Here is an 18,319-nt window from a genome sequence, read left to right as displayed (position 1 = left end):
AGGCGGCGGCGTCAGCCCCGGGCGCCGTCGGAAGGCAGATCGTCGGCCGGGGAACCGGCCGATCCGCCGTCGCGCCCGCGGCGGCGCGACCGTACAGGGAGACAGGACAGCCGTGGCACCACCTCAGGGACAGATGCGCCCGGGACGGCAGTTGGCCGTACTGGGCGGCATCCTCGTCGTCCTCTATCTTTTGGTGTTCTTCTCGGGCGGCGCCAGCGGAGGCTGGAAGGATCGGCTCGAACCCCGTCTCGGTCTTGACCTGGTCGGCGGCACCCGGCTCACGCTCGAGGCGACGAACACGCTCGACGGTCGCGCCCCGACGGCGGCGAACCTCGAACGGGCTCGCCAGATCATCGAGAGCCGGGTCAACGCGTACGGCGTTGCCGAGGCTGAGGTGGTCACCGAGGGCGACCGCAACATCGTCGTCTCCCTGCCCGGTGAGAACCGCGACCTCAGCGAGGTCGGCAGCGCCGCCGAGTTGCGGTTCCGCAAGGTGCTGAAGATCGCTGACGGCAGCGGCGCGATTCCGTCGCCGGCGCCCAGCCCGACCGGCACTGCCGAGCCGACGCCCACCGCGACCCCGACCGGCACCACCAGCCCCACCCCGAACGCCGAGGTGACCGCCTCACCGCCGGCCGGCGGCCAGGGCGGTGGGGCACCCACGCCGACGCCCACCCCGGCGCAGACGCCGAGTGCCACCCCGTCGCCGTCGGCGAGCGAGGAACCGGTGTCGCAGAGCATCGAGGAGCAGCGCAGGGCCGTCGAGGAGAAGGTCGGCGCCGAGGCCTGGGCCGCGGCCAACGGCCTGCAGGCACCGGCCGACCTGAGCGCCGACCCGGCGCTGGCCGAGAAGCTCAAGCCGTTCGCCGAGTTGACCGGCCGGGAGGTCGCGGTACTGCCCGCGCAGATGCAGTTCAACGTGCCGACCATCAGCTGCCTTCAGCTCGACGACCGGCCGCCGGCCTCCATCTCCGACCCGGAGCAGCAGGTGGTCTCCTGCGAGGCCGGTTCCATCAAGAACCTGCTGGACGTGGCGAAGGTGCTCGGCACCGACGTCAGCAACGCCACCGCGGTCCGGGACCAGACCAGCCAGTGGGTGGTCAGCCTGGACTTCACCCGTACCGGCGGGGAGAAGTGGACCGCGCTGACCCGTGAGGCGTTCAACAACGAGGGGCAGGCCTGCGACGCCTCCGCGCTCGGTGACGAGGGCAAGTGCCGGGTCGCCGTGGTACTGGACAACAAGATCATCTCCTCGCCGCAGATCCAGGGTGTGCTCGTCGGCAGCTCGCAGATCACCGGCAACTTCAGCAACGCCGAGGCCAGCGAGCTGGCCGGCTACCTCAGCTACGGCGCCCTGCCGGTCACCTTCGAGGCGCAGGAGAGCCAGAACGTCACCGCCACCCTGGGCGCCAGCCACCTGCGGGCCGGTCTGCTCGCGGCCGGCATCGGCATGCTGCTGGTCATCATCTACTCGTTCTTCTACTACCGCCTGCTCGGCACGGTGATCTTCGCCAGCCTGGTGCTGTCGGCGCTGCTGCTCTTCGGCGCCCTGGTCTTCCTCGGCCGGCAGATCGGCTTCACCCTCACCCTCGCCGGCATCGCCGGCATCATCGTCTCGCTCGGTGTGGCGGCGGACTCGTTCGTCATCTACTTCGAACGGCTCAAGGACGAGATCCGAGAGGGTCGCAGCCCGCGCAGTGCGGTCTCCCGCGCCTGGGTCCGGGCCCGCCGGACGATCATCTCGGCGAACGCCATCACCATCCTGTCGGCGGTGGTGCTCTACATCGTCTCGGTCGGTACGGTCAAGGGCTTCGCCTTCGCCCTCGGCCTGGCCACGGTCCTGGACCTGCTCGTGGTCTTCCTCTTCCGGCATCCGATGATGACGATGCTCGCCCGTAGCAAGGCGTTCCTGTCCCCGCGGGTCAGTGGTCTCGGCCGGGTTCTGCCGGCCAAGTCGGAGCAGACCCAGTCCCGCAACCCGCGCGTCAAGGAGGCCTGAGATGGCCGCGGAGAACTCTCTGGCAAGCCGCCTCTACCGGGGCGACGCCGGTCTCGACATCGTCGGCCGGCGCAAGATGTGGTTCACGGCGGCCGCCGTGCTGGTGCTGATCGCACTCTCCAGCATCCTCTTCAAGGGATTCAACCCGGGCATCGAGTTCGCCGGTGGCAACTCGTTCCAGGTCCCGACCAGCGTCGGCACCATGCAGGACGCCGAGGCCACCGCAGGGCAGTCGCTGGGCAGCGCCGGCGACGGCGCCCGGGTGGTGACCGCCCAGCAGGTCGGCGGTGCCGGTGGCTCCTTCTACGAGCTGCGCACCACCGAGCTCGACCCGGCGCAGGCCGAGTCGGTCCGGCTCGACATGGCCGAGCGGTTCGGCATCGACCCGGGGGAGATCAGCGCCAACCGGGTCAGCGAGGCCTGGGGTAGCCAGGTGACCAACCGGGCGCTGCTCGGTCTGGTCATCTTCCTCGCGCTGGTGACCGCGTACCTGGTGCTGCGCTTCGAGTGGCAGATGGCGGTCGCGGCCATCTTCTCCCTGGTGACGAACCTGGCGCTGAGCGCCGGCATCTACTCGATTGTCGGGTTCGAGGTGACCCCGTCGACGATCATCGGATTCCTCACCATCCTGGGCTTCGCGCTCTACGACGTGGTGGTGGTCTTCGACAAGGTGCAGGAGAACACCAGGGGCATCACCGCGAACAACAACCAGACCTACGGCGAGGCCGCCAACCTGGCGGTCAACCAGAGCCTGATGCGGTCGGTCAACACCTCGGTGGTGGCCCTGCTCCCGGTCGGCGGCATCCTGTTCATCGGTGCCGGCCTGCTCGGCGCGGGCACCCTGAAGGACCTCGGCCTGGTGCTGTTCGTCGGTATGGGCATGGCGTTCCTCACCTCGATCACGCTGGCCACCCCGCTGCTGGTGGTGCTGAAGAACCGCGACCCGCGGATCCAGGCGCACAACAAGCGGGTGGAGGCACGTCGGGCCAACCTGGCGACCCGGGGCGAGACCACTGCCAAGGCGGCGGCTCCGTCCGCCGCGGCCGAGCAGGACGAGGAGCCGGTACCGGCGGAGGCCGGCGCGGCGATGGCCGGCGCGGCGGCACCGAAGGTGGGCGCCCGACCGGCCGGCAAGCGCTCCGGGGGCGCCCGGGGCGGACGTCCGGGCGGCGGTAACCGTCCGGGCGGCGGAAAGCGACGCTGAGGGACACCGGGCCCACCCGGTAGGAACCGAACCGGCGGCGTCCGGCATGCTGTGCGAGCAGCGTGCCGGACGCCGCCGTCGTGTGGCAGGGGAGCGGAGTCAACGTGACGGAGACCCACAGCAGCGGGGCACGGGGAGACAGCGGCCCGCAGACGGCCCGGCTGGTCGCCAGTCGGGTGCTCGACGTGCCGGACTTCCCCAAGCCCGGGGTGATGTTCAAGGACCTGATGCCGTTGTTCGCCGACGGCGCGGCGTTCCGTGAGGTGATCGACGGAATCGTCGCGTACCACGGTCGGGAGAACTTCGACACCGTGGTCGGCATCGAGGCGCGGGGCTTCGTCGTCGCCGCGGCGATCGCGTACGCGACCGGGGTCGGCGTGGTGCCGGTCCGCAAGGCCGGCAAGCTGCCCCGACCCGCGTACGCCGCGACCTACGAGCTGGAGTACGGCGAGGCCACGCTGGAGGTGCACCAGGACGCCTTCACCGCCGGCCACCGGGTGCTGGTGGTCGACGACGTACTCGCCACCGGCGGCACCGCCGAAGCGACGCTGGACCTGGTGGAGCGGGCCGGTGGCACCGTGGCGGGCTTCACCGTACTGCTGGAACTCGCCTTCCTGAAGGGGCGGGAACGGCTGGCACCGCGTCCTGTCCATGCCCTGTTGACCGTTTGAGCCGATCCCGCCACGGGGCGGAGTCGGCACGGTCCGTCCGGCGGAGCGGCAGGGCACCCCGGAGGCGGGTAGCATTGCCCATTGCTGAGCGGACGGTGACTCGTCCGAACGGCACGAGACCAGGCCGGCCGGCGCACGGTCGGTTCACTTCCGGCGAGCGGTGAGGAGGCCGGTGTCCCACGATGTCGCCCCTCCGGTGGAGGGCACGGTGCACCCGACAGGCGACGCGGACGGCTCGGTGACCGATCGCAACAGTGCCACCCCGGTGCCGGTCGACGGTGCGGTCCCGGCCGGCAGGTCGACCGCCGCGTCCGGCCCGCCCGGTACGGCCGCCGTCGCGGCCGGCACCCCCGCCGGTACGGCGGTCGGCGCCGCCGGTACGGATGTCGACACCAGCCTGGACCCCGCGCCCAGCAGCGGGTTCGGGCTGTCGCACGCGCCCACCGGGCGCCGGGTCCGGGCGCGGCTGGCGCGGTTCAACGCACCCTGGCAGTCCTCGCAGGTCAGCGAGGTGCTGGAGCCGCTGATCTCGTCGCACCGGGAGAACCACCCCAAAGCCGACGCGCGGCTGTTGCAGCGGGCCTTCGACACCGCGGCCCGCTGGCACTCCGGCCAGTACCGCAAGTCCGGTGACCCGTACATCACCCACCCGCTCGCGGTGGCGACGATCCTGGCCAACCTGGGCATGGACACCACCACGTTGGTCGCCGCGCTGCTGCACGACACCATCGAGGACACCGAGTACACCCTCGACCAGATGCGTACGGACTTCGGCGGCGAGGTCGCCCTCCTGGTCGACGGCGTGACGAAGCTGGACAAGGTCAAGCTCGGCGACGCGGCGAAGGCCGAGACGATTCGCAAGATGGTCGTCGCCATGGCCAAGGATCCGCGCGTCCTGGTGATCAAGTTGGCCGACCGGCTGCACAACATGCGCACCCTGACCTTTCTGCCCCGGCCGAAGCAGGAGCAGAAGTCGAAGGAGACGCTGGAGATCCTCGCTCCGCTGGCGCATCGCCTCGGCATGAACACGATCAAGTGGGAGTTGGAGGATCTGGCCTTCGGGACGCTGTTCCCGAAGCGGTTCGAGGAGATCAACCGGCTGATCGGGGAGCATCAGCCGCAGCGGGAGGCGTTGCTGCGGCAGGTGACCCAGAAGGTGCAGACTGACCTGAAGGCCGCCAAGATCAAGGCGGAGACCACGGGTCGGCCGAAGCACCTGTACTCGATCTACCAGAAGATGATCGTGCGGGGTCGGGACTTCAACGACATCTACGACCTGGTGGGTGTGCGGATCCTGGTCGACACGGTGCGGGACTGCTACGCGGCGTTGGGGGTGATCCACGCGAACTGGCAGCCGGTGCCGGGCCGGTTCAAGGACTACATCGCGATGCCGAAGTTCAACATGTACCAGTCGTTGCACACCACGGTGATCGGGCCGACCGGTAAGCCGGTGGAGATGCAGATCCGCACGTACGCGATGCACCGTACGGCGGAGTTCGGCATCGCGGCGCACTGGAAGTACAAGGAGCACAAGGGTACGCAGATCGTCGGTCCGCCGGCGCACATCGACGAGATGACCTGGCTGCGGCAGCTGCTGGACTGGCAGCGGGAGGCGGCGGACCCGAGCGAGTTCCTGGACGCGTTGCGGTTCGACCTGTCCAGCCAGGAGGTGTACGTCTTCACCCCGAAGGGCGACGTCATCCCGTTGCCGACCGGGTCGACGCCGGTGGACTTCGCGTACGCGGTGCACACCGAGGTGGGGCACAAGTGCATCGGGGCGCGGGTCAACGGCAAGCTGGTGCCGTTGGAGTCGACGCTGTCGAACGGCGACGTGATCGAGATCTTCACCTCGAAGTCCGACACGGCCGGCCCGACGCAGGACTGGCTGGGCTTCGTCAAGAGCCCCCGGGCGCGGACGAAGATCCGGCAGTACTTCAACAAGGAACGTCGTGAGGAGGCGATCGAGGAGGGCAAGGACGCGATCGTCAAGGCGATGCGCAAGCAGGGCATGCCCCTGCAGCGGATGCTCACCTCCGACAACCTGATGGCGATCGCCCGGGATCTGCACCTGGCCGACGTGGCCTCGCTGTACGCGGCGGTCGGCGACAGTCAGGTCTCCGCGCAGTCCGTGGTGCAGAAGCTGATGGCCTCCTACGGCGGGGAGGAGGGCGCGGCGGAGGACATCGCCGAGACCGCCGTGGCCACCCGGCCGCCACGCAGCCGGGCGTCCAGTCACGACCCCGGTGTGGTGGTCCGCGGCGTCAGCGACGTGTGGATCAAGCTGGCCCGCTGCTGCACCCCGGTGCCGCCGGACACGGTCTTCGGCTTCGTGACCCGCTCCGGCGGGGTGAGCGTGCACCGCGACGACTGCGCCAACGCCGAGGACCTGCGCGCCCAGGGCGAGCGGGTGGTCGAGGTGAGCTGGAAGCTCACCTCCGCCTCCACCTTCCTGGTCGCGATCCAGGTGGAGGCGCTCGACCGGCACAAACTGCTGGCCGACGTCACCCGGGTGCTCTCCGAGGAGCGGGTCAACATCCTCTCCGCGACCGTCACCACCACCCGGGACCGGGTGGCGGTCAGCCGGTTCAGCTTCGAGATGGCCGACCCCAAGCACCTCGGGCACCTCCTCGCCGCCGTCCGCAAGGTCGACGGCGTCTTCGACGCCTACCGCGTAACCTCCGGCTCCTAGGTCGTGTCCCGAAGTCGAGCGCGGCGGGTCGGTGATCGCTAGACGGCGGCGGATGATCGGCGGTGGCGTCGTGGCTGGCAGCCCGGGAGTGGGTTACCTTCAGAGCGCTGATTTCATGGTGAAATAAAAATTTCAGGGTGAAATCACGCCTACCCGCAGTTCTGTCTCCGGGCCGGGGGCGGCCGGATCGGGGCGAGTCGGCGCCAGCCACTGCGTCGTCGGTTTGAGCCTGCGTCGTCGGTTTGAACCTGTGTCGTCGGTTTGAGCCTGTGTCGAAGTCGGTCACCGCCACTCGCAGTTCGCGGCGACGTGCACGGTGGCTTCGCATGACGCTGCTTGTACCGCTCGGGGTCGACGGCGGGTGGCCGGCCGCCCTTCGCGCCCCGTCCACGCCGGTTGGCGTCCTGATCGGCCTTCGACGGGATGGCCACGTCGATTCCGCGTCGGCGCAGGTAGCGGCGGTTGGCCCGGGACGTGTACGCGTTGACGAAGTGCGGGCTGTCCCCACGCCGCCCTGCGGTCAGCCCGATCGACAACGGCGGCGGAAAGTGCAAGATCTGTGAAGCAGCGTGGGATCGGCGCAGCGTAGGGGCCACGCAGCGCGGGGGAGGGGAGAAAGGGGAGAGCGCCCGCCGGGGTGCCGGTGGGCGCTCTCGAGGTGCGGGGTGTGGGTCAGGCGGTGGGCTCGCTCATGGTGAGGTCGGTGATGACGACCTCCTTCTTGGGGTGGCCGCCGCCGGCCTGCTGGGCGAACGCGCCGTCGTCGCCGGCCTCGGCGACGTCCTTGACGATGTCCATGCCGCCGGTGACGGTGCCGAGCACCGTGTAGTTCGGATCCAGCGGCGAGTCGCCGTAGACGATGAAGAACTGGCTACCGGTGCTGGCCGGCTGGCCGGAGTTGGCCATCGCGATGACGCCCTCCGGGTACGGCGGGCGCATCTCGGTCGGCAGGTTCTCCTCGGCCATCCGGAAGCTCGGACCGCCGGTGCCGTCGGTCTCCCGCCAGCCGTCGCCGGTGGCGCTCGGGTCACCGCACTGCAGCACCTTGATGCCCTCGGTCACGAGCCGGTGGCACTTGGTGTTGTCGAAGAAGTTCTGCTCGGCGAGGTGGGTGAAGCTCGCCGCGGTGCAGGGCACCGCCGACCGGTCGATCCGGGCGGTGATCGGACCCAGGTTGGTGGTGATCGTCATCGTCTGGGTGCCGGTGTTGCCCGGCTGGGCCGCCGGCAGACCGACGTCCTTGGTCGTCGGGGACCGCTCGCTGGCCGGGATCTCGATCCAGTCGCACTGCACCTGGCCGCCGCCCTCGGCGACGTTGTCGGTGCCACTGTCATCGCCGACCAGGCTGCTGGCCAGCCAGACCGTACCGGCCACCACCAGCAGCAGGACGGCGCCGGCACCCACGATCGCCTGGGTCTGGCGGCGCTTGCGTGCCCGGGCGGCCCGTTCGGCCATCTCCTTCTCGAGCCGGGCGCGGGCCGCCGCGCGCTGCCGCTCTCTCGTGGACGTCACGCCTCGATCCTCCTGGGCTGTCGGTGCTGCCACTGCGGTACGGGGAATCCGATGTCCGGCTCCCCGAGGGGTCGGGTCAGCCAGCGTTCGGGCTGGCCTCGGTCGAGGCCGTCGGACTCGGCGTACCCGTGGGGGTGGGCTCGGCGGGTGACGCCGGATCCAGCACCGGCTCACCAACGGTCAGGCTCTGGATGACCACATCGTCGTTCTCCGGCTTGACCTTCTCCCCGGACCCATTGTCCACGGTCGGGAGGGCACCGATCTTCTCCACCACGTCCAGGCCCGAGGTGACCCGACCGATGATCGGGTACGTCGGCTCGGCGGTGGTGAAGTCCTTGAAGAAGATCAGGAACTGGCTGCCGTTGGCACCCGGCGGGTTCGAGATCATCGCGACCGTACCTTTGGGGTAGGTCGGCGCGGCGTCCGGTGCCGGGCTGGCCTCCGGCGACGGCTCCGCCCCGGTCGGCACGTTCTCGCTGTAGAACGAGTACGCCGGACCGCCCAGACCGGTGCCGGTCGGGTCGCCGCAGCGCACCGCGCCCTCGGCGGTGATCTCGTGGCACTTGGTGTTGTCGTAGAACGACTGGCTGGCCAGGTGGGCGATGCTCGCCGCCGCGCACGGCGCGGTCGCCAGATCCAGCTCGACGCTGATCGGCGCACCCTGGTTGGTGGTGACGGTCATCGGCCGGGTGCCGGTGGTCGGCAGCCCGGTGGTGGCCGGCTCGCCGACCTCCTTGAGGTTGCTGTTGCCCGCGGTGTTCTGCGGGGTCCAGAGGCAGACCTCGTCGGCGGCGCTGTTGTCGGTCGGCTCCGAGTCGAAGGCACCCAGCGCCCAGGCCGAACCCGCGACGATCAGTACGAGAATCAGGGCGGTGCCGACTCCGGCACGAACCTGCCGGCGACGTTTGACGGCGGCGGCCCGGCGGGCCATCTGCCGGTCGAGCTTGGCCCGCGCCAGTTTGCGCTGCCGGTCCCTGCTGGAAGCCACCCGTGCTCCCCTTTCCTCTACCCTGGTCGTCAGCCGGTGGTCGCGTACCCGTCGGGCCGGCAGGTGCGCCACGCCACACGCCCGCCAGAGTGTACGGGTACCGGCTGGAAAAGTCGTGTACGAGGTCGGGGCCGGGGCTCATCGGGACATGTCAGTGCCCAGTGGGGCGCCTGGGACGGATGCGCCGGAACCGGCGACAGCGGCCGGATAGGCTGCGCCAGACGGACGACAGCTCGACGGAAAGGGGAGCGGACGTGCTCGTGGCCGGCTTTCCCGCGGACGCCTTCGGCACCAACTGTTACGTGGTCGCCGCCGGGCCGGGGGAACAGTGCGTGGTGGTCGATCCCGGCATCGGGGTGATCGACCGGCTCGACGCGCTACTCGCCGAGCATCGCCTGCATCCCGCCGCAGTGCTGCTCACCCACGGGCACCTCGACCACACCTTCTCCGTGGCACCGGTCTGCGGCGCCCGCGGGATCACCGCGTACGTGCACCCGGACGACCGGGAACTGCTGGCCGACCCGGCCAAGGGGCTGTCGGTGGACCTGGCGCAGATGTTCGGCGGTCGGCTGCCGTACACCGAGCCGGAGGACGTCGCCGAGTTGGCCGACGGTGCGACGCTCACCCTCGCCGGGTTGGAGATCACCGTCGACCACGCGCCCGGCCATACCGGCGGGTCGGTGCTGTTCCGGTTGCCCGGTGCCGGCTCACCCTGGGAGGCGGACCAGCTCTGCCTCTCCGGGGACGTGCTCTTCGCCGGCTCGATCGGCCGCACCGACCTGCCGGGCGGCAGCATGCCGACGATGCTCACCAGCCTGCGGCACAAGATCCTCCCGCTGGCCGACGACACCGTCGTACTGCCCGGCCACGGCCCCGCGACCACCATCGGCCGCGAGCGCGCCACCAACCCGTACCTCGCCGAGGTGGCCGGGACGGGCGGCGCGCGACCGGCGGCCCCCACCCGCGGCCTGTAGCGGCCGAGTCGACTCTGCCCCGCGCGGACCGCGCGGGTCTGCGAACGGAGCATCATGAGCAAGCCCACGCCCATCTCCGGCTTTCCGGAGTGGACGCCCGCCCAGCGGATGATCGAGCAGTACGTGCTGGACCGGATCCGGTCGACCTTCGAGCTGTACGGCTTCGCCCCCCTGGAGACGCGTGCGGTCGAGCCGCTGGACCAGCTGCTGCGCAAGGGGGAGACCTCCAAGGAGGTCTACGTGATCCGCCGGCTGCACGGCGACCCGGAGGGCCCGGCCGGTGACGACAGCCTTGGCCTGCACTTCGACCTGACGGTGCCGTTCGCCCGCTACGTGCTGGAGAACGCCGGCAAGCTGCAGTTCCCGTTCCGCCGCTACCAGATCCAGAAGGTGTGGCGCGGGGAGCGGCCGCAGGAGGGGCGCTACCGCGAGTTCCTCCAGGCCGACATCGACATCGTCGACCGGGACACCCTCGCCGGGCACCACGAGGCGGAGATGCCGCTGGTGATCGGCGACGCACTGCGCTCGCTGCCGATCCCGCCGGTCCGCATCCAGGTGAACAACCGCAAGATCTGCGAGGGCTTCTACCGGGGCATCGGGCTGACCGACCCGGAGGCGGCGCTGCGGGCAGTCGACAAACTCGACAAGATCGGCCCGGCCGGGGTGGCGGAGCTGCTGGCGACCACGGCCGGCGCGAGCGAGGCACAGGCCAAGGCGTGCCTGGCGCTGGCGGAGATCTCCGCGCCGGACGCCTCCTTCGCCGACGCGGTCCGCGCGCTCGGGGTCAGTGACCCGCTGCTCGACGAGGGCATCGCCGAACTGACCACGGTGGTGGAGACCGCCGCCGCGCACTCACCCGGCCTCTGCGTGGCCGACCTGCGCATCGCCCGCGGTCTGGACTACTACACCGGCGCCGTCTACGAGACCCAGATGATCGGGTACGAGAAGTTCGGCTCGGTCTGCTCCGGTGGCCGGTACGACAACTTGGCCAGCGCCGGCAACGCCCGGTTCCCCGGGGTGGGCATCTCGATCGGGGTGACCCGGCTGCTCGGGTTGCTCTTCGGCGCGGGTGCCCTGTCGGTCTCCCGGGAGGTGCCGACCTGCGTGCTGGTGGCGGTGACCAACGAGGAATTGCGCGGCGCCAGCAACCGGGTCGCCGAGGGCCTGCGTTCGCGTGGCATCCCCACCGAGGTGTCGCCGAGTGCGGCGAAGTTCGGCAAGCAGATCCGGTACGCCGAGCGGCGCGGCATCCCCTACGTCTGGTTCCCCGGCACTGATGGTGCCTCCGACGAGGTCAAGGACATCCGCTCCGGCGACCAGGCCCCGGCCACCCCAGCCGAGTGGACCCCCCCACCCGCCGACCTCAAACCCGCCATCCACTAGCCACCCCACCCCGCGACCTTCCCGCCCCGCCCGCCCGCGTGATCTTGCCCCCGCCCCCGTACCCGTCCTCGCCCCCGCCCCCGCGATCTTGCACTTTGTGTCGTCGTTACGGGCGATACAAAGTGCTTTGTCGGGACCGAAAGTGCAAGATCGCGCGGTCGGTGGCGCGCGGTCGGTGGGGCGAGGGCGGTGGCGGTGGGGGAGTGGGGGCTACCAGGGGTAGCCGGCGGGGTAGGAGATGGTGGCGAGGGTTTGCTGGCCGGCGGTGTTGGGGTGGAAGTAGTCCCAGGTGGAGAGCTGGGCAAGGGTGAACGGGTAGCTGAAGACGGCGTTGTTGTCGTACCGGCAGTTCGCGCCGTAGGCGGCGCAGGCCGCGGCCAGTTGGCCGTTGAAGTCGACCACGCGCTGCCGGACTCGATTACGGCGGTCGATGTCGGCCTGGGCGGTCGAGGTCGGGTTGGCCAGGATCGACTGGCAGATGCCAAAGAGCGACCAGGCCGTACGGGCGCTGCTGCTGTCCTTGCCGACCGACCAGAGTCGGTGCACGTCGGGGATGCTGATCACGTAGATCTTGGCGTTCGGCAGGCCGGACTTGAGCCGGGTCAGCGCGGAGTCGATGTTCGTCCGGAAGGCGGCCGGGGAGGTCATCGTCGACTCCGAGCTGGTGCAGGCGTCGTTGGCGCCGATCAGGATGGTCACGTAGCCGGCGCCCTGACTGACTGCGGTGCCGGCCTGGCCGGACAGGTCGGCGGACTTGGCGCCGGTGCGGGCGGCGTTGTTGTTGCGGCCGTTGATGGCCGAGTTGGCCCGCCGGATGCGCAGGTAGTGGCTGTTCACGGTGGAGTCGTCGCCGGTGCTGAACGATCGGCTGGTGCAGTCGACGTACCACCCGCAGGCGTTGAAGCCGCGGGTGATGGAGTCGCCGAGGCTGGTCATCGAGCTGGGTGGTGGGCCGGGGTCGGCGGCGGCGGGGCCGGTGACGAGTAGGACGAGGGCGGTGACGCCGGCGAGGGTGGCCAGCGCGCGTCGGACGAGGGTCATGGTGGCCTCCGGTTCACGGTGTGCCGGATTGTGGCGGCGACCAGAGCGTATAGACGACCTTCTGTGTCCACAATGTTACGGAGGCATTGCTTCGCCCCGGCGGTGGAAATCGGGCAAAGCGTGGCCTTGTCAATGATCTTAAATGTGTGAATACTTGCCTTCGCTTGGCCGTTTCCCCAGGTGGCCGAGTTGCCCCCTGCCCTGTCGACGTGACAGGGCCCGCCAACCCCCTCCGGGAGGCTGTTACATGCGACCCACAAGGTCAATGCTGCGCCGCGCCGTCACCGTCGCCGCGGCCGCAACCCTCGTCGCCGGCGTACTGGCCGGCACGCCCGCCCAGGCGGCACCCGGGTCCGCCACACCCGACGCCGCCGCGTCCCTCGCCGAGCGTCTCGGCGCCCGCGCCGCCGGTGCGTACGCCGACGCCACCGGCAAGATGGTGGTCGCGGTGACCGACAGCGTCGCGGCCCGCCAGGTGGCGGCGGCCGGCGCCACCCCCAAGCTCGTCAAGCGTGGTGCGTCGGAGCTGAACCGCGCCACCGCCGAGCTGGACCGCTCCGCGGCGATCCCCGGCACCGCCTGGTGGGTCGATCCGGCCACCAACCAGGTCGTCGTCTCCGTCGACAGCACGGTCACCGGCGCCAAGCTGGAGCGGGTGAAGGCCGCCGCTGCGCGGACCAACGGCGCGGTACGCGTCGAGGCCGAGACCGGCGTGCTGAGCACCCGCATCTCCGGTGGTGAGGCCATCTACGCACAGGGCGGCGGGCGCTGCTCGCTGGGCTTCAACGTGCGGGCCGGCAGCACCTACTACTTCGTCACCGCCGGGCACTGCACCAACATCGCTGCGAACTGGTACAGCAACTCCGCGCAGACCGCGCTGCTGGGCTCGCGTACCGGCAGCGTCTTCCCGGGCAGCGACTACGGCATCGTCCGGTACAGCAACCAGAGCACGGTGCAGCCGGGCAACGTCTACCTCTACAACGGCAGCTACCGTGACATCACCAGCTCCGGCAGCGCGTTCGTCAACCAGTCGGCGCAGCGCTCGGGCAGCACCACCGGTCTGCGCAGCGGCACGGTGACCGGGCTCAACGCCACGGTCAACTACGCCGAGGGACAGGTCCGGGGCCTGATCCGGACCAACATCTGCGCCCAGCCGGGCGACAGTGGCGGTTCGCTGTTCAGCGGCAGCGTCGCGCTCGGCCTGACCTCGGGCGGCAGTGGCAACTGCAGCACCGGGGGCACCACCTACTTCCAGCCGATCGGACCGGTGCTGAGCCGCTACGGCGTCAGCGTCTACTGATCCCTCGTACGCACGAACTTCTCCTCCACCAGCGGGCCGCCGGATTCCTCCTCCGGCGGCCCGCGTACGTCGTGGGCGGGTCGACCGGGTCCCGTCCGGTGCGCCGGGCGTCGGGACGGGGTCCTTCCCCGCACCCGGCAAACGGCGGCGGGGGCGTGCTGCGAGAATGCCGGAAGTAGACCTGGAGCCAGACGAGGGAGACGCACGTCGTGATCCGTACCCATGACGCCGGCAGCCTGCGCGCGACGGACGCCGGCACCACGGTGACGCTCGCCGGGTGGGTGGCCCGCCGGCGCGACCACGGCGGTGTCATCTTCGTCGACCTGCGCGACGGTTCCGGCGTGGTCCAGGTGGTCTTCCGCGAGGAGGACGCACACGCGCTGCGCAACGAGTACTGCGTCAAGGTCGTCGGCGAGGTGACCCGACGGCCCGAGGGCAACGAGAACCCGGAGCTGCCCACCGGCGAGATCGAGGTGACCGCGACCGAGCTGGACGTGCTCTCCGAGGCGGCGCCGCTGCCGCTGCCGGTGGACGACCAGGTGGTGGCCGGCGACGACGTCCGGCTCAAGTACCGCTACCTCGACCTGCGGCGCGGCGGCCCGGCGCGGGCCATGCGACTGCGCTCGCGGGCCAACCAGCTCGCCCGTACCGTGCTGCACGAGCGGGACTTCCTGGAGATCGAGACGCCGACGCTGACCCGGTCCACCCCGGAGGGCGCCCGCGACTTCCTGGTCCCGGTCCGCCTCCAGCCGGGCAGCTGGTACGCGCTGCCGCAGTCGCCGCAGCTGTTCAAGCAGCTGCTGATGGTCGGCGGCATGGAGCGGTACTACCAGATCGCCCGCTGCTACCGGGACGAGGACTTCCGGGCCGACCGGCAGCCGGAGTTCACCCAGCTCGACATCGAGATGTCCTTCGTCACCGAGGACGACGTGATCGACCTCGGCGAGGCGATCGTCGCCGCCCTCTGGTCGGACCTGGCCGGGTACGAGATCCCCCGGCCCCTGCCGCGGATCACCTGGCACGACGCGATGGCCCGGTACGGCTCGGACAAGCCCGACCTGCGCTACGGCGTCGAGCTGACCGAGCTGACCGACTACCTGCGCGGCACCCAGTTCCGGGTCTTCGCCGGGGCGATCGACGCGGGCGGCTACGTCGGCGCGGTGGTGATGCCCGGCGGCGCCGCCCAGACCCGCAAGGAGCTGGACGGCTGGCAGGACTGGGCCAAGGCGCGTGGTGCCCGGGGGCTGGCGTACGTGGTGCTCGACGCCGAGACCGGTGAGGCGCGCGGGCCGGTGGCGAAGAACCTCTCCGCCGAGCACCTGTCCGGGCTGGCCGACGCGGTCGGCGCCAAGCCCGGCGACGCGATCTTCTTCGCGGCCAGCGCGCAGACCCGGGAGGCGCAGGAGCTGCTCGGGGCGGCCCGGATCGAGATCGCCAAGCGGTCCGGTCTGGTCGACGAGAGCGCCTGGGCGTTCTGCTGGGTGGTGGACGCCCCCATGTTCGAGCTGGCCTCCGACCAGGGGAGCGGCGGGGCCGGTGGCTGGACGGCCGTGCACCACCCGTTCACCTCGCCGAACTCCGAATGGGTCGACCGGTTCGAGGAGGCGCCGGACCGGGCGCTGGCGTACGCGTACGACATCGTCTGCAACGGCAACGAGATCGGTGGCGGGTCGATCCGTATCCACCGTCGGGACGTACAGCAGCGGGTCTTCGACCTGCTCGGCATCACGCCCGAGGAGGCGCAGGACAAGTTCGGCTTCCTGCTGGAGGCGTTCAGCTACGGTCCGCCGCCGCACGGCGGCATCGCGTTCGGCTGGGACCGGGTCTGCATGCTGCTCGCCGGTGCCGACTCGATCCGCGAGGTGATCGCCTTCCCGAAGACGCGCGGCGGCTTCGACCCCCTCACCGGCGCACCCACCCCCATCACCGCCCAACAGCGCGCCGAGGCCGGCATCGACGCCAAGCCCAAGCCGCAGCAGGCGCCGCACACCGGCACCGCCGGCCCGGCCGCCCCGGTGGCCGACCCCACCTGACCGACCGACCCGCCCGGTCACCCGGGGCGCCGCCTCCTGCGTCGATCATGAAGTTGTTGCCGTCCCGCCCGGCGGGTTGCGACAACAACTTCATGATCGACGGCGGTGTCGACGGGGAGCGGGTGAGGGGAGCAGGCAGATCCAGCTCTGCCGCGACTCGCTGGCCGGGCGGGCCACGCTCTTCACCGACGAGTTGCGTTGCCCGGTCGACGGCACCGATCTGGCCGCCGCCGTGGTGGAACTGGTCGGCTCCGACTATGCCGGGCCGCTGGACGTGGCCGGCCCGGAGGCGGTCAGCCGGGCCGAGTTGGGCCGGCTGGTGGCGCACCGGGAGGGCCTCGACGCGCCGGACTGAAGACCTCCACCGTCACCGCCGCCGGGGTGGTGCGCCCCACCGACGTACGCCTGGACTGCGCCCGCGCCGTCGACCTGCTGGCCACCCGGCTGCGTGGCGTCACCTAACTGCTCGGCCCCTAGCCCAGCCGCGCGAGTCGCTGCCGTGGTCCATCCACACCATCTATGCACAGCGCTTGTGCATAGATGGTGTGCGCAGCTACTGTGCATTCATGGAGAAGAAGCCGAGCGGCGCCGAACCGCGCGTCGTGCACGTCGACGCGCGGCAGATCCGGGCGCTCGCCCATCCGCTGCGCGTCCAACTGCTCGGCGCCCTGCGCACCAACGGGCCGGCGACCGCGACCGACCTCGCCGCCGAACTCGACACCAACACCGGCGCGACCAGCTACCACCTGCGTCAGCTGGCCGAGGTCGGGTTGGTCGTCGAGGAGCCGGCCGAGGGCGGCGGGCGGCGGCGCTACTGGCGCGCCGCCCACGACATCAGTTCGTGGCAGCCCACGGACTTCGAGGGGGATCCGGAGGCCCAGGCGGCGGCGGACTGGGTGCAGAGCAGGCACTTCCAGTACGTGGCCGAGTACGCCCAGCGTTGGGTCGCCGTGCAACACGACCGGCCGCGGGAGTGGCGCGAGGCCGTCGACTTCAGCGACGCGCTGCTCACCCTCACGCCCAGCCAGCTGCGCGCCCTCAACGAGGAGCTGTGGGCGGTGGTCAAGCGGTACCGGGACGCGCCGGCCGCGCCCGACGCCGAGCAGGTCATCCTCTTCGCCGCCGGCTTCCCCCTGGTCCGGGACGCGACCCGATGAGCACCCTCACCGTCGCCCAGATCCGCCACCGCTTCCTGGTCCTGCACGGCCTGCGGTGGCTGCCGGTCGGCCTGCTGATTCCGGTGTTCATCCTGCTCATGCAGGAACGCGGACTGACCCTGACCCAGATCGGGCTGGCCGTCGGCGCGCAGGGCGTGGTGGTGCTCGCCCTGGAACTGCCCACCGGCGGGTTCGCCGACGTGCTGGGCCGCAAACCCGTGCTGGTGGTGGCGAACGTGGTCGGACTCGCCTCGCTGGCCCTGCTGCTGGTCGCCGACTCGCTGGCCCTGCTGGCCACCGTCTGGGCGTTGCAGGGGGTGTTCCGCGCCCTGGACAGCGGCCCGCTCGAATCCTGGTACGTCGACGCCACCCTCGCCGCCGACCCCGACGCCGCGTACGAGAAGGGGTTGGGTCAGGCCGGCACCGTCCTGGGCCTGTGCATGGCCGCCGGTGCGCTGCTCAGCGGCGGCCTGGTCGCCCTCGGCCCGGTGGGGCCGGTCAGTGCCCTCACCACGCCGATCGTGGTCGCGGTCGGATTGCAGGCGGTCGCCCTGGCGGGTCTGTTGACCCTGCTGGCGGAGCAGCGACCGGCAGCCGGCGCGGGCGCGTTGCGCTCGTCGCTGCGACAGGCGCCGCGGATGGTCGGCGAGGCGTTCGGTCTGCTGCGCCGCTCCCGGGTGCTGCTCGCGTTGGTGGCGGTCGAGCTGTTCTGGGGCTTCGGCATGGTCACCTTCGAGGGCCTGCTGCCGATCCGGCTCGCCGAGGTGGTGGGCGGCGCCGATCGGGCCGCCGCGCTGCTCGGCCCGGCCAGTACGGCGGCCTGGCTCGCCTCGGCCGGCGGCGCGGCACTCACCCCGCTGCTCATCCGCTGGCTTGGCGCCGCGTTCGGTGCCGCCCTGCTGCGGATCGTGCAGGGCATCACGGTCGTCGGCATGGGTCTGCTCGCCGGTCCGGTCGGGGTGCTGATCGCCTTCGTCGCCTGCTACGCCGTGCACGGCGCGGCCAACCCGCTGCACATGGGGCTGTTGCACCGGCAGGTCGACGGCCCGTACCGGACCAGCGTGATCTCGGTGAACTCCATGGCGGCGATGCCGGCCGCGGCGCTGGGCGGAGTGCTGCTCGGCTACGTCGGTGACCGGGCCGGGGTCAGCGTGGCGATGCTGGTCGGTGCGGTCGTGCTGGCCGTCGCCGCCCCGCTGTACCTACCCGCCTGGCGCGCCGACCGTCGTACCGGCGTGCCAGTCGGCGGCGCCGATCCCGTCGTCGCGGTCGGCTCGGCCGCGGACGTCCCGGCGGTGGGCGTCGCGGCCGATCACGGACCGGGGGCAGCCGACGCGAAGAAGGTCGGCCGGCGCTAGGTGGCGGACT

14 protein-coding genes and 1 pseudogene are annotated in these 18,319 nt (G+C 71.0%); 11 read left to right on the top strand and 4 right to left on the bottom strand.

Annotation, left to right across the window (positions count from 1 at the left end):
- The first annotated feature begins 112 nt into the window (after positions 1–112).
- The 4 genes from secD to D2L64_RS14675 all read left to right on the top strand — a co-directional run bounded on the left by secD (position 113) and on the right by D2L64_RS14675 (position 6,563).
- Positions 113–1,999, top strand: a complete 1,887-nt coding sequence (secD, locus tag D2L64_RS14690) for a protein translocase subunit SecD (protein ID WP_119576647.1) — start codon at positions 113–115, stop codon at positions 1,997–1,999.
- Position 2,000: 1 nt separating this feature from the next.
- Positions 2,001–3,203 carry a protein translocase subunit SecF gene (secF, locus tag D2L64_RS14685; protein WP_119576645.1) on the top strand — a complete coding sequence of 401 codons (1,203 nt, stop codon included), beginning with the start codon at positions 2,001–2,003 and terminating at the stop codon, positions 3,201–3,203.
- Between the two features lie 104 nt (positions 3,204–3,307).
- Positions 3,308–3,874 carry an adenine phosphoribosyltransferase gene (locus D2L64_RS14680; RefSeq protein ID WP_119576847.1) on the top strand — a complete coding sequence of 189 codons (567 nt, stop codon included), beginning with the start codon at positions 3,308–3,310 and terminating at the stop codon, positions 3,872–3,874.
- Positions 3,875–4,046: 172 nt separating this feature from the next.
- Positions 4,047–6,563, top strand: a complete 2,517-nt coding sequence (locus D2L64_RS14675) for a RelA/SpoT family protein (protein ID WP_119576642.1) — start codon at positions 4,047–4,049, stop codon at positions 6,561–6,563.
- Between the two features lie 323 nt (positions 6,564–6,886).
- Here D2L64_RS14675 and D2L64_RS28600 read toward each other — a convergent pair.
- The 3 genes and pseudogenes from D2L64_RS28600 to D2L64_RS14660 all read right to left on the bottom strand — a co-directional run.
- Positions 6,887–7,099, bottom strand: a pseudogene (locus D2L64_RS28600) (IS5 family transposase); the annotation flags it as partial.
- A gap of 136 nt (positions 7,100–7,235) precedes the next feature.
- The gene (locus D2L64_RS14665) at positions 7,236–8,075 is read right to left on the bottom strand and encodes a peptidylprolyl isomerase (protein WP_119576639.1); all 840 of its coding nucleotides are present in this window, start codon (positions 8,073–8,075) and stop codon (positions 7,236–7,238) included.
- A gap of 76 nt (positions 8,076–8,151) precedes the next feature.
- Positions 8,152–9,063: a peptidylprolyl isomerase gene (locus tag D2L64_RS14660; RefSeq protein ID WP_119576636.1), complete on the bottom strand. Its 912-nt coding sequence runs from the start codon at positions 9,061–9,063 to the stop codon at positions 8,152–8,154.
- A gap of 254 nt (positions 9,064–9,317) precedes the next feature.
- Between D2L64_RS14660 and D2L64_RS14655 the strand changes: the two genes are divergently transcribed.
- Both D2L64_RS14655 and hisS read left to right on the top strand, forming a co-directional pair.
- Positions 9,318–10,037 (top strand): MBL fold metallo-hydrolase, encoded by a 720-nt coding sequence (locus D2L64_RS14655; RefSeq protein ID WP_119576633.1) that lies wholly within the window; start codon positions 9,318–9,320, stop codon positions 10,035–10,037.
- Positions 10,038–10,091: 54 nt separating this feature from the next.
- Complete coding sequence (hisS, locus tag D2L64_RS14650) at positions 10,092–11,420, top strand: histidine--tRNA ligase (protein WP_119576630.1); 1,329 nt, start codon at positions 10,092–10,094, stop codon at positions 11,418–11,420.
- A gap of 210 nt (positions 11,421–11,630) precedes the next feature.
- Here hisS and D2L64_RS14645 read toward each other — a convergent pair whose 3' ends face one another.
- Entirely contained in the window at positions 11,631–12,461 is an 831-nt protein-coding gene (locus tag D2L64_RS14645; protein ID WP_119576627.1) for an SGNH/GDSL hydrolase family protein, read from the bottom strand.
- A 247-nt stretch (positions 12,462–12,708) separates the two neighbouring features.
- On the opposite strand from D2L64_RS14645, the gene D2L64_RS14640 reads away from it, so the two are divergent.
- The 5 genes from D2L64_RS14640 to D2L64_RS14620 all read left to right on the top strand — a co-directional run bounded on the left by D2L64_RS14640 (position 12,709) and on the right by D2L64_RS14620 (position 18,309).
- Positions 12,709–13,761, top strand: coding sequence for a S1 family peptidase (locus D2L64_RS14640; RefSeq protein ID WP_119576624.1), 1,053 nt, complete (start codon positions 12,709–12,711; stop codon positions 13,759–13,761).
- 209 nt (positions 13,762–13,970) lie between these two features.
- Complete coding sequence (gene aspS, locus D2L64_RS14635) at positions 13,971–15,794, top strand: aspartate--tRNA ligase (RefSeq protein ID WP_119576621.1); 1,824 nt, start codon at positions 13,971–13,973, stop codon at positions 15,792–15,794.
- Between the two features lie 76 nt (positions 15,795–15,870).
- Complete coding sequence (locus D2L64_RS28510) at positions 15,871–16,149, top strand: hypothetical protein (RefSeq protein ID WP_199714530.1); 279 nt, start codon at positions 15,871–15,873, stop codon at positions 16,147–16,149.
- Between the two features lie 211 nt (positions 16,150–16,360).
- Positions 16,361–16,951 carry an ArsR/SmtB family transcription factor gene (locus D2L64_RS14625; protein WP_119576618.1) on the top strand — a complete coding sequence of 197 codons (591 nt, stop codon included), beginning with the start codon at positions 16,361–16,363 and terminating at the stop codon, positions 16,949–16,951.
- A complete protein-coding gene (locus tag D2L64_RS14620) occupies positions 16,948–18,309 on the top strand; it encodes an MFS transporter (protein ID WP_119576615.1) in 1,362 nt (453 codons plus the stop codon). The genes D2L64_RS14625 and D2L64_RS14620 overlap by 4 nt, the downstream gene beginning before the upstream one ends.
- Positions 18,310–18,319 lie beyond the last annotated feature (10 nt).

It is taken from the genome of Micromonospora radicis (assembly GCF_003583405.1).
Lineage (GTDB): Bacteria > Actinomycetota > Actinomycetes > Mycobacteriales > Micromonosporaceae > Micromonospora > Micromonospora radicis.
Note: the sequence above shows the minus strand (reverse complement) of the source record. Positions and strands in the feature narration are given on the sequence as shown.